Raw genomic sequence first — 11727 nt, forward strand, 5'->3', positions numbered from 1 at the left:
TGGGGCTCCTTTCCCTCGCCCCATCCCTCGATCACAGGCGTCCGCCCGCCTTCAGCGCCAGGTACGCGTCCGCGAGGGCCGGTGCCAGCTCGTCCGGTGTGGCGTCCACGACCGTGACCCCGTGGCGGCGGAGTTGTTCGGCGGTGCGGAGGCGTTCGCTCTGGGCCTGTGCGGCGGCTGCGGCCTCGTACACCGCGTCCGTGCTTCCGCGTGCCGTCGCCATACGGGCGATGAACGGGTCCGCCACGGAGGCCACGAGGATCGTGTGGCGCTGGGTGAGTTGGGAGAGGACAGGGAGCAGGCCCTCTTCCACGGGCGCTGCGTCCAGGCTGGTGAGCAGGACGATCAGGGAGCGGCGAGGGGCCGTACGCAGGGCCGTGGCGGTCAGGCCGCGGGCGTCGAGTTCCACCAGTTCGGGTTCGAGTGTTGCCATCGCGTTGACGAGCGAGGGCAGGACGTCGCGGGCCGTGCGGCCCTGGACGAGGGCGCGTACTCGGCGGTCGTAGGCGAGAAGGTCGACGCGGTCGCCGGCGCGGGAGGCGAGGGCGGCCAGGAGCAGGGCCGCGTCCATGGAGGCGTCCAGGCGCGGGGCGTCGCCCACGCGGCCGGCGGAGGTGCGGCCGGTGTCGAGGACGACGAGGATGTGGCGATCGCGTTCGGGGCGCCAGGTGCGTACGGCGACCGCGGACTGGCGGGCCGTCGCACGCCAGTCGATGGAGCGGGTGTCGTCCCCGGGGACGTATTCCCGCAGGCTGTCGAATTCGGTGCCCTCGCCGCGGGTGAGCACGCTGGTGCGGCCGTCGAGTTCGCGCAGGCGGGCCAGCTTGGAGGGCAGGTGCTTGCGGCTGGTGAACGGGGGCAGGACGCGTACCGTCCACGGGACTTTGTGGGTGCCCTGGCGGGTGAAGAGGCCGAGGGGGCCGTAGGAGCGGATCGTGACCCGGTCGGACTGGCGGTCGCCTCGGCGGGTGGGGCGTAGGCGGGTGGTGACGCGGCGGCGTTCGCCGGCGGGGACCGTCAGGCGGTGTCGGGAGGCTTCCACTTCCGTGCCGGGCTGCCAGCTGCTGGGGGGCCAGGCGTCGCGCAGCCGGGCGCGCAGCGGGCGGCGGGACGGGTTGGTGAGGGTGAGGGTGACGTCGGCCGCTTCGCCCAGGCGTACGGAGGTGTCGCCGGAGCGGGTCAGGCCAAGGCGTCGTACGGGTGCTGCCAGGGCAAAGTCACAGGCGCAGGCGACGGCCAGGGGGCCGTTCACGGCGAGGATGCCGGTCCAGCCGGGGTCCCAGATGCCGACGGGGAGGGAGCCGAGTGCCGCGAGGAGCGCGGCGCGTCCGGTGAGTGCCATCAGCGGGGGACGGGGACGTGGGCGAGGATCGCGTTGATGACGGAGTCCGCCGTCACGCCTTCCATCTCGGCCTCGGGGCGTAGCTGGACGCGGTGGCGGAGGGTGGGCAGGGCGAGGGCTTTGACGTCGTCGGGGATGACATAGTCGCGGCCGGTGAGCCAGGCCCAGGCACGCGAGGTGGCCAGCAGGGCCGTGGCGCCGCGCGGGGAGACGCCGAGGGTGAGGGACGGGGACTCCCGGGTGGCTCGGCAGATGTCGACGACGTAGGCCGTGATCTCGGGGGAGACGGTCGTCTTGGCGACGGCGGCGCGTGCGGCTTCCAGGTCCGCGGGGCTCGCGACGGGGCGTACGCCGGCGGCGCGCAGGTCGCGCGGGTTGAAGCCCTCGGCGTGGCGGGTGAGGACGTCGATCTCGTCCTGCCGGGAGGGCAGCGGGATCGTCAGCTTGAGGAGGAAACGGTCCAGCTGGGCCTCGGGCAGGGGGTACGTGCCCTCGTACTCGACCGGGTTCTGCGTCGCGGCGACCAGGAACGGGTCGGGCAGCGGGCGGGGGGTGCCGTCGACCGTGACCTGGCGTTCCTCCATGGCTTCCAGGAGGGACGACTGGGTCTTGGGCGGGGTGCGGTTGATCTCGTCGGCGAGGAGGAGGTTGGTGAAGACCGGGCCGGGCTGGAAGGAGAACTCGGCCGTACGGGTGTCGTAGACCAGGGAGCCCGTCACGTCGCTGGGCATCAGGTCGGGGGTGAACTGCACGCGCTTGGTGTCGAGTTCGAGCGCGGCGGCGAGGGCGCGCACGAGCAGCGTCTTGGCGACGCCGGGGACTCCTTCGAGCAGTACGTGACCGCGGCACAGGAGGGCGACGACGAGTCCGGTCACGGCGGGGTCCTGGCCGACCACGGCTTTGGCGATCTCGGCGCGCAGGGCCTCCAGGGAGGCGCGGGCGCGGCCCGGATCCCCGGTGATCCCGGCGTTGTCAGTGGTCGGGTCCATCATGGACGGCGTACCTCTCTTTCGAGGGCGTCGAGTTGGTCGGCGAGGGCGATGAGGGCTGTGTCGTCGCTGGGCGGCGGGCCGAAGAGCAGGGAGTACAGGGACTGTCCGTCGCCGTGGAGGTGGGCGGACAGAGCGGGAAGCAGGGTCTCGGGCGCGTGCGCCTGGGCGACGGGGACGCCGACGAGGGGGGCGAGGCGGGTGCGGGTGGTGGAGCGAAGAGCGGCGGCCGCGCGGTCGCGGGCGTCGGCTTTGCGGTAGAGGCGGGCGCGGCCTTCGACGGTTTCGGAGGCGCGGATCGCCACGGGGAGTTTCTCGGGCACGAGGGGGCCGAGCCGGCGTGCCCGCCAGAGGGCGGCGAGGGCTGCCGCGATGAAGAGTTGCAGCGTGCCCCAGAGCCAGCCGGAGGGCAGCAGGTCGAGGAAGTTCTTCTGGTCGTCGGTTTCGGTGGCCGAGGTGTCGGAGAGCGAGGGGAGGTACCAGACCAGATGGGGGCGGGAGCCGAGGAGTTGGAGGGCGAGCGAGGCGTTGCCCTGCTCGTCGAGGCGGTCGTTGAAGAGGATGTCGGGCGCGCCCAGGACGATGGTGTCGCCGTCCCCGGAGGTCTCCGGGATGCGCAGCAGGGTGGCGAGGCGCTCGCTGGGGTAGCACTCGTCGGCGTCGAGGTGGGTGGTGGTGTAGCGGATGCCGCCCATGTCCGCGTTGCCCGCCCGCCGGGCCGCGGGCAGCGAGCAACTGGGGGTGAGCGTGGAGTCGATGCTGGTGGCCGGGTCGGCGGTGACGCCGGGGACGAGCCTTTCGACGGACGCGCTGCCGGGGGCGACGAGGACCGTGCGCCCGCCGGAGCCGGCGGTCGTGGCGCGCAGTCGCCGTTGCTGATGCTGCGTCAGCAGGTCCGGGGCGGCGACCAGGACGGTGGTGTCCGGGGCGGCCGCGGCCTGGGCTTCGTCCAGCGTGGTGACCACGCGCGTGGACACGCCGTGCTGAGCGAGGAGTTCGGCGACGGCGCGGCTGCCGTAGGGGTCGACGGAGCGCGGGTCGAGGGTGCCGTGCCGGGTGTCGGAGCGGATCACGGCGATGACGACGGCCGCCACGAGAAGGAGCACGACGGCGAGGGCGATGCCTCGCGCGCGGGTCCACACCTGGCGTGCGGTGGGCGAGGCCGAGGTGGTCGGGAGCGTCGTGGCCTCGGGGGTCATCCGGCGGCTCCCTGGCGGCTGCTGGGGGCCGTGCTGGGGGTGCTGCTCGCGAGCTGGGGCTTGCTGCGTTCGAGGTCGTCGTCGAGTTCGGCGATGCGGCGGTACGACATCTCGCTCGCCCTGCGGCCGCCGTACGTCACGTCGTCGAAGTCCCGGGCCGCGGCGCGCAGTCGGTCCGTGTGGGAGGGCAGGGCGCGGCCGGCCTCGGCGGCTGCCTCGTCGGCGGTGCGGCCGGGGCGGATGTCGAGCAGGGCGCGTTCCTCCAGGGAGCGGACGATGGCACGCATGCGGTCCTGGACGGCCTGGTTCCAGTGGCCCTGGGCGGCGTGCGCCTCGGCGGCGGCGCGGTGTTCGGCGGCGCTGCGGGGGCGGTCGTCGAACAGGGCGGCGGAGGAGACCGGTTCGCGGCGCGGTGTGCCCAGCCGCCACCACAGCGCCCCGAGGACGGCGAGGACGGCCAGGACGATGACGACCAGGCCGAGCGAGCCGCCGGGCGCCGCGGCGGCGGCCGAGCCGAAGAGGTCGCTGATCCAGTTCCAGAAGGCGTTCAGGGCGCGCTGGAACAGGCTGGGGTCGTTCTCGTGGTACATCCGCTTGGACAGCTCGCGGCGGGCCGCCTCCCGCGCAGGATCACGCGGGATCGTCACGGGCGGTTCGTCGCCGGAGCGGACCCCCGATAGCAGGGCTGTGGTTCCGGCGTGCGCGAGTGACCGTACGGCGGCGTCGCCGCTGTGCAGCAGGGCCCGTAGGACCTGTTCGGCGGCGCCCGGCAGTTGTGCCGGTGCCGCTGTGAGCACTCCCCCCGCAGGACTCACCGCATCAGCCTCCCGAGCCGGTGCCGTAGCCCTGGACGCCTGCGGCGCGGGCGAGTTCGAGGTCGAGGGCCTCGCGGCGGATGCGCTGGTCGATGTAGAGCAGCACGGTGACGCCGGCCGTGATCGGGAACGTGATCATGGAGCCGATCACCGAGCCGATCCCGCTGATGATCAGGAACGTCCATCCGACGTCGCTGCCCGCGTTGTTGAGGAAGCCGGCGATGCCGTCGCCGGTGGAGGCGGCGGCGAGGAGGGTGAAGGGGATGACGATGATCGACGCGACGATGTTCGCGATGATCGTCGCGAGCAGCTGGATGCCGAAGACGCGCCACCAGGAGCCGCGCACCAGCTTCGCCGAGCGGCTCATCGACTTGACGATGCCCTGCTTCTCCAGCATGAGCGCGGGGGAGGCCAGCGAGAAGCGGACCATCAGCCACAGGGCGACCAGACCGGCGCCGAGGCTGCCCAGGACGGCGAGTGCGGCACCGGCGGTCCCGGCTCCGGCGACGGCCACGAGGATGCCGGGCAGCGCGCCGCCGAAGACGACGCCGGCCGCGATGAGCAGCAGCAGGAAGATCAGGCCGAACAGCCTTGGCACCTGCGGGCGGGCGTCGCGCCAGGCCTCGCCGGCGGTGACCGGCTTGCCGAGCACGGCCCGGCTGGTGACGGTGGTGAGCATGGCGGTCGCCGCGATCGTGCCGATCAGGGAGACCAGGAAGACCACGCCGGTGCCGAGCATGCTCTCGCCCAGGGCGCGGCTGACCTCGCCCAGGGTGGCGCTCGGGTCGTCGAGGGCCTCGGTGTCGACGCTGTCGTTCAGGACCAGGCCCTGCAGCAGGATGACGACGATCTCCGTGACGACGGCGACGGTCAGCGAGATGCCCAGCACCGTGCGCCAGTAGGTGCGCATGGTGGAGACCGCGCCGTCGAGGATCTCGCCCACGCCGAGCGGGCGCAGCGGGATCACGCCGGGCTTGGCGGCGGGCGGCGGGCCGCCCCAGGCTCCTCCCCAGCCGCCGTACGGGCCGTAACCGCCGGGTCCACCGGGGGCGCCGTAACCGCCGGTGCCGCCCGGGGCTCCGGGTCGGGCGCCCCAACCTGGGCCGGGCGGTGGGGGCGGCGGGCTCTGGCCGGGGTCCGCGGGGCCGGTGGGGGCGGACCACTGGCCGGCCGGCGGCTGCTCCTTGGACCACTTCACGCCTGGGTCCTGCGGGTTCGCGCTCGGCTGGGCGCCGGGTTCCGCGGGGCGGTCGTGGGGTTCGGCAGGTCCGGACGCGCCGGGTTCCTGCCCCTCGGACGGGGCGGATCCGGGCGAGGCCCAGCCCGGAGTGTCGTTCATCGTCGCTCCTTCACGGTGCCCGTCCGCGGTCGCGGCGGCAGGTTGGCAGCCATCGTGCCATGGGGTGGTCGTGGAGGTACCGGCCGCGGTATGGGCTGCACACCTTCAATTGTCTGCGCCAAAAGGGGCAGACTGATCGCATGGCTGATCAGTACGCGCAAACCGGCGAGGACAGCAGGCCGACCGAGATACCGGCGATCCGTTGGGATGAGCCACCCGAGGGCCCCGTGGTGGTGCTCCTCGACCAGACGAGGCTGCCGGCCGAGGAGGTCGAGCTGGTCTGTACGGACGCGCCCGCGCTGGTGGAGGCGATCCGCTCGCTCGCCGTGCGCGGGGCGCCGCTGCTCGGCATCGCCGGGGCGTACGGCGTCGCGCTCGCCGCCGCGCGCGGGTTCGACGTGGACGACGCCGCCGAGGCGCTGGCGGGCGCCCGGCCCACCGCCGTGAACCTCGCGCTGGGCGTGCGCAGGGCGCAGTCCGCCCACCGGGGCGAGTTCGCCCGGAGCGGGGACGCCGAGCGTGCCGCGCAGGCGGCCCTGGCAGCGGCTCAGGCCCTGCACCGGGAGGACGCGGAGGCCAGCGCCCGAATGGCCGAACGCGGGCTGGCGCTGCTGGACGAGCTGTTGCCCGGCGGCGGGCATCGCATCCTCACGCACTGCAACACCGGGTCGCTGGTGTCCGGCGGGGAGGGTACGGCGTTCGCCGTGGCGCTCGCCGCGCACCGGGCGGGGCGGCTGCGGCGGCTGTGGGTGGACGAGACGCGTCCGCTGCTGCAGGGCGCCCGGCTGACCGCGTACGAGGCGGCGCGCAGCGGGATGGCGTACACCTTGCTGACGGACAACGCGGCGGGCTCGCTGTTCGCGGCCGGTGAGGTCGACGCGGTGCTGATCGGGGCCGACCGGATCGCGGCCGACGGGTCGGTGGCGAACAAGGTGGGCAGCTATCCGCTCGCGGTGCTGGCGCGGTACCACCACGTGCCCTTCATCGTGGTGGCGCCGCTGACGACGGTGGACCCCGGGACGGCGGACGGGGCGTCCATCGAGGTGGAGCAGCGGCCCGGGTTCGAGGTGACCGAGATCCTGGCGCCGCAGATGCCGGTGACGGGGATGGGCGGCGGGATCCCGGTGGCGCCGCTGGGGACCCAGGCGTACAACCCGGCCTTCGACGTGACGCCGCCCGAGCTGGTGACGGCGATCGTCACGGAGGAGGGGGTGGTGTCGCCGGTGACGGCGGAGTCCCTCGCGGAGCTGTGCGCCAGGTCGCGGCGGGTGGCGGCCGGCTGAGCGGGCCGGCCGGCACGGTCGGCAGAGGGCGGGTGGCCGAGGGGCCGCGGGGTATCGCCGCGCCGCTCGTGTCCTCGGTGTGCGCTTACGCTGGGTAGCGGACAGCCGTCATGGGTGTCAGCGTCCGGGAACGAACGCGGGACGAACGCAGGGCGAAGGCAGACAGTGACGGTCGAGTACGACTATCGTCACGGGCCAGTGACCTCCCTCACCAGCGCCGCAGTCACTGTTACGAGAATGGGATGATGTCGTTTATGAAGGGACGAGTCCTTGTCGTCGACGACGACACCGCACTGGCCGAGATGCTCGGCATCGTGCTGCGTGGTGAAGGTTTTGAGCCGTCTTTCGTAGCCGACGGCGACAAGGCGCTGGCCGCGTTCCGTGAGACCAAGCCCGATCTGGTGCTGCTGGACCTGATGCTGCCCGGGCGGGACGGTATCGAGGTGTGCCGTCTGATCAGGGCGGAGTCCGGTGTGCCGATCGTGATGCTCACGGCCAAGAGCGACACCGTCGACGTGGTGGTCGGGCTGGAGTCCGGGGCCGACGACTACATCGTGAAGCCGTTCAAGCCGAAGGAGCTCGTGGCCCGGATCAGGGCCCGGCTCCGCAGGTCCGAGGAGCCCGCGCCGGAGCAGCTCGCCATCGGTGACCTCGTCATCGACGTGGCCGGGCACTCCGTGAAGCGGGACGGGCAGTCGATCGCCCTGACGCCGCTGGAGTTCGACCTGCTGGTCGCGCTGGCGCGCAAGCCGTGGCAGGTGTTCACGCGCGAGGTGCTGCTGGAGCAGGTGTGGGGCTACCGGCACGCCGCCGACACCCGTTTGGTGAACGTGCACGTGCAGCGGCTGCGTTCCAAGGTCGAGAAGGACCCCGAGCGCCCCGAGATCGTGGTGACCGTCCGTGGCGTCGGGTACAAGGCAGGACCGAGCTGACATGTCGGGTGACAGTGCCGTTTCGGCGCCCGGGCCGGGCGAGGCCCGCGCGGGGCGGCCTGTCGGCCACGAGACGGCGGGCTCCCGCTGGGGACGCCTGCTGGAGGGCGGACTGCTCCAGGGCGGGGTCCAGGGCAGCCCGGTCCTGCGGCTGGTCCTGCGCTGGGTGCGCCGGCCGCTGCTGCCCGTCATGCGGCTGTGGCGGCGCAACATCCAGCTCAAGGTCGTCGCCACGACGCTGCTGATGTCCCTCGGTGTGGTGCTGCTGCTGGGCTTCGTCGTCATCGGGCAGGTGCGCAACGGCCTGCTGGACGCCAAGGTGAAGGCCTCCCAGAGCCAGGCCACCGGCGGCTTCGCGGTGGCCAAGCAGCAGGCCGACGAGGCGGCGACCGGCACCGGCGACGACGGCACCACGGTCGGCGGCCGTCCCTCGCAGAACGTCACCCCCTGGATGAGCGATCTCGTCTCCTCGCTCTCCAGCGGCGGCCAGGGCGCCTTCGACGTCGTCACCCTGCCGGTGGGCAACGACAGCGGCGGCGGGCGCGGACCGCGCGCCTCCGGATACGTGGACCCCTCCGCCAGCGTCCCCGAGGACCTGCGCGAGCGCATCGACCACAGCACGGCGGCCGCCCAGAGCTACACGCGCATCATCTACAGCAACAGCAAGGAGTCGCAGCCGGCCCTGGTCATCGGCAAGCAGGTCAACGACCCGAACGGCGATCCGTACCAGCTGTACTACCTCTTCCCGCTCACGCAGGAGGAGAAGTCGCTGAGCCTGGTCAAGGGCACGCTGGCGACCGCGGGGCTCTTCGTCGTCGTACTCCTCGGGGCCATCGCCTGGCTCGTCGTGCGGCAGGTCGTCACGCCGGTGCGGATGGCGGCCGGGATCGCCGAGCGGCTGTCCGCCGGGAAGCTCCAGGAGCGGATGAAGGTCACCGGCGAGGACGACATCGCGCGCCTCGGCGAGGCCTTCAACAAGATGGCGCAGAACCTGCAACTGAAGATCCAGCAGCTGGAGGACCTGTCCCGGATGCAGCGGCGGTTCGTGTCGGACGTCTCGCACGAGCTGCGGACGCCGCTGACGACCGTCCGTATGGCCGCGGACGTCATCCACGAGGCGCGCGAGGACTTCGATCCGGTGACCGCGCGGTCGGCGGAGCTGCTCGCCGACCAGCTGGACCGGTTCGAGTCGCTGCTCGCCGACCTGCTGGAGATCAGCCGGTTCGACGCGGGCGCGGCGGCCCTGGAGGCCGAGCCGATAGACCTGCGCGAGGTCGTGCGGCGGGTGGTGAGCGGCGCCGAGCCGCTGGCCGAACGCAAGGGCACGACCATACGGGTCCTGGGCGACCAGCAGCCCATCGTCGCCGAGGCGGACGCGCGGCGCGTGGAGCGCGTGCTGCGCAACCTCGTCGTCAACGCCGTGGAGCACGGCGAGGGCAAGGACGTCATCGTCAAACTGGCGGCGGCGGGCGGGGCGGTCGCGGTCGCGGTGCGCGACTACGGCGTCGGGCTCAAGCCCGGTGAGGCGACCCGGGTCTTCAGCCGCTTCTGGCGGGCGGATCCGGCACGCGCGCGTACCACCGGCGGTACGGGGCTCGGGCTGTCCATCGCCCTGGAGGACGCCCGGCTGCACGGTGGCTGGCTGCAGGCGTGGGGTGAGCCCGGCGGGGGCTCGCAGTTCCGGCTGACGCTGCCGCGGACGGCGGACGAGCCGCTGCGGGGGTCGCCGATACCGCTGGAGCCCAAGGACTCGCGGCGCAATCGCGGGCTCAACGACGCGGGGCTGCCGCGTGGGGGCGGCGAGAAGACCGCCACCGTGCCCGTGCAGCCTGCGGGCGACCAGATTCCGCCGATCGCTCCGCGGTTGAACGGGGCGGCCGCCACCGCCGACCCGACGGCGTTGCCCGGCAACGGCGCGCGCGTGGTGCCTCGGCCGGCTTCCGGCGGGGTCGGCGGGGTTCGAGGCGACGGCGGAGGCAACGGGGGCGGCGGGGCCGCGTCCGGAGACAAGCATGGGGAGGCATTTCGTGGGCGCTGACCGCGAGGGGGGTGCCCGGCGCGGGTCGGTGCGCGCGGTGGCGTACGGCGTCTGCGGGGTCGTACTGCTGGCCGGGTGTGCGTCGATGCCGGACAGCGGGGATCTGCGCGGGGTCGACTCCACGCCCCGCCAGGACACGCAGGTACGGGTCTTCGCCGTACCGCCGCAGGAGGACGCGCAGCCGCAGGACATCGTCTCGGGGTTCCTGGAGGCGCTCACGAGCGACGACCCGAACTACTCCACGGCCCGGCTGTATCTGACCGCCAAGGCGTCGAAGACCTGGCAGCCGGGGCTGTCCACCATGGTGCTCTCCGGCGGCCCCGGTACCGAGGTCGACCGGTCGGGCGGGGGGCGGGAGAACAGCGACGACCTGTCGTTCACGCTGACCGGGAGCAAGGTCGCCGTCGTCGACACGCAGCAGGCGTACCAGCCGGTGAAGGGCAGCTACCACGCGCTCGTGCACCTGGTCCGGGATCCGAAGACCAAGCAGTGGCGTATCGACGAGCTGCCGCAGGGCGTCGTCATGGGGAAGTCGGACTTCCAGCGCAACTACATGTCCGTGAACAAGTACTACTACGCGTCGAATGCGGTGGCCGGTGCCGCGCAGCCGACCGCGGTCGCCGATCCCGTGTACGTGCGCCGGCGCGTGGATCCGATGACGCAGATGGTGCGGTCCCTGCTCAACGGGCCCACCCGTTGGCTGAACCCAGTGGTCCGGACGAGTTTTCCGACGGGTACGAAGCTGGCGAAGGGCGTGTCCTCGCTGGCGCCGGACGACCAGAACAAGCTGACCGTGCCGTTGAACGACAAGGCGGCTCGGGTGGGCGAGGGCAAGTGCGACGAGATGGCGGCCCAGCTGTTGTTCACGTTGCAGGACCTCACTCCCGCCGTCGACCAGGTCGAGCTGCAGGCCGGGGGCAAGCGGCTGTGTGTGATGCGGGAGGACGGGGTCGCGGCGGTCGCCACGCGCGGGTCGGATCAGCAGCCGAGCTATCTGTACTACCTCGACAGCAAGAGCCGGGTGGTGCGGTTGGCGGTCGGCAGCGGTGAGAACAAGCCCGACACGGTGCCGGGGGCGCTGGGGGAGGGCAGCAGGGCGTTGCGGTCGGTGGCCGTGGCGCGGGACGAGCGCAGTGCGGCGGGGGTCACGAGTGACGGGCGGCAGCTGTATGTCGCGTCTTTGGTGTCGGGGAGTTCGCTCGGAGAGCCGTTGCTGGTCAGCCACGGGAAGACCGAGGACGACCGGCTGACCGTGCCGAGCTGGGACGCCGGGGGTGACCTGTGGGTGGCCGACCGGGATCCCGACGATCCGCGGCTGCTGCTGTTCGAGCAGGGGCGGGGGGAGCCGGTGGAGGTTTCGGTTCCGCAGTTGGACGGGCGGATTCAGGACGTTCGGGTGGCTGCGGACGGGGTGCGGGTCGCGTTGGTGGTGGCCAAGGGGGACACGAAGTCGCTGCTGGTCGGGCGGATCGAGCGGCGGGCGGAGGAGGGGCGGCGGCCTGCCGTTTCCGTGCTGGAGTTGCGTTCCGCCACGCCGGAGTTGGAGGACGTGACGGCGATGTCGTGGGCCGGGGACAGTCGGCTGGTGGTCGCCGGGCGTGAGCAGGGGGGTGTGCTGACCATGCGGTACGTCCAGGTGGACGGGTCTACGCCGGAGGGGGCGGCGCCGGCTGCGCTGACCGGGGTGAAGGAGCTGACGGCCACCGAGGACGATCAGATGCCGTTGGTGGCGTACTCGGAGGACGGGATTGTGCGGCTGCCCAGTGGGGCGCAGTGGCAGAAGCTGGTGG

The 11727-nt window shown here is 72.8% G+C and carries 9 protein-coding genes; 4 read left to right on the forward strand and 5 right to left on the reverse strand.

All coding sequences use genetic code 11. The features are described from left to right. Window positions 1-31 precede the first annotated feature (31 nt). From ACYF6T_RS43615 to ACYF6T_RS43635, 5 genes are read right to left on the reverse strand one after another with little or no spacing between them, the layout of a single operon-like run. Window positions 32-1342 (reverse strand): DUF58 domain-containing protein, encoded by a 1311-nt coding sequence (locus ACYF6T_RS43615; RefSeq protein WP_461703541.1) that lies wholly within the window; start codon window positions 1340-1342, stop codon window positions 32-34. Continuing rightward, a complete protein-coding gene (locus tag ACYF6T_RS43620) occupies window positions 1342-2331 on the reverse strand; it encodes an AAA family ATPase (RefSeq protein WP_461703548.1) in 990 nt (329 codons plus the stop codon). The genes ACYF6T_RS43615 and ACYF6T_RS43620 overlap by 1 nt, the downstream gene beginning before the upstream one ends. After that, window positions 2331-3530 carry a DUF4350 domain-containing protein gene (locus ACYF6T_RS43625; protein ID WP_461703542.1) on the reverse strand — a complete coding sequence of 400 codons (1200 nt, stop codon included), beginning with the start codon at window positions 3528-3530 and terminating at the stop codon, window positions 2331-2333. Before ACYF6T_RS43625 ends, ACYF6T_RS43620 begins: the two co-directional genes overlap by 1 nt. Beyond that, on the reverse strand, window positions 3527-4345 hold the full coding sequence (locus ACYF6T_RS43630) for a DUF4129 domain-containing protein (RefSeq protein WP_461703543.1): 819 nt from the start codon (window positions 4343-4345) through the stop codon (window positions 3527-3529). The genes ACYF6T_RS43625 and ACYF6T_RS43630 overlap by 4 nt, the downstream gene beginning before the upstream one ends. A gap of 4 nt (window positions 4346-4349) precedes the next feature. Beyond that, window positions 4350-5684 carry a glycerophosphoryl diester phosphodiesterase membrane domain-containing protein gene (locus ACYF6T_RS43635; protein WP_461703544.1) on the reverse strand — a complete coding sequence of 445 codons (1335 nt, stop codon included), beginning with the start codon at window positions 5682-5684 and terminating at the stop codon, window positions 4350-4352. 140 nt (window positions 5685-5824) lie between these two features. Here ACYF6T_RS43635 and mtnA point away from each other — a divergent pair, with 140 nt between their 5' ends. The 4 genes from mtnA to ACYF6T_RS43655 form a co-directional block, all read left to right on the forward strand. Beyond that, the gene (gene mtnA, locus ACYF6T_RS43640; RefSeq protein WP_461703545.1) at window positions 5825-6967 is read left to right on the forward strand and encodes an S-methyl-5-thioribose-1-phosphate isomerase; all 1143 of its coding nucleotides are present in this window, start codon (window positions 5825-5827) and stop codon (window positions 6965-6967) included. Between the two features lie 242 nt (window positions 6968-7209). Then, complete coding sequence (gene mtrA / locus ACYF6T_RS43645) at window positions 7210-7899, forward strand: two-component system response regulator MtrA (protein WP_015659998.1); 690 nt, start codon at window positions 7210-7212, stop codon at window positions 7897-7899. A 1-nt stretch (window position 7900) separates the two neighbouring features. Beyond that, complete coding sequence (gene mtrB / locus ACYF6T_RS43650; protein WP_461703546.1) at window positions 7901-9937, forward strand: MtrAB system histidine kinase MtrB; 2037 nt, start codon at window positions 7901-7903, stop codon at window positions 9935-9937. Further along, window positions 9927-11727, forward strand: a 1801-nt coding sequence (locus tag ACYF6T_RS43655) for an LpqB family beta-propeller domain-containing protein (protein ID WP_461703547.1), incomplete at its 3' end; no start/stop codon positions are given. The genes mtrB and ACYF6T_RS43655, both read left to right, overlap by 11 nt.

The sequence above is a fragment of the Streptomyces sp. 7R007 genome (assembly GCF_054850255.1).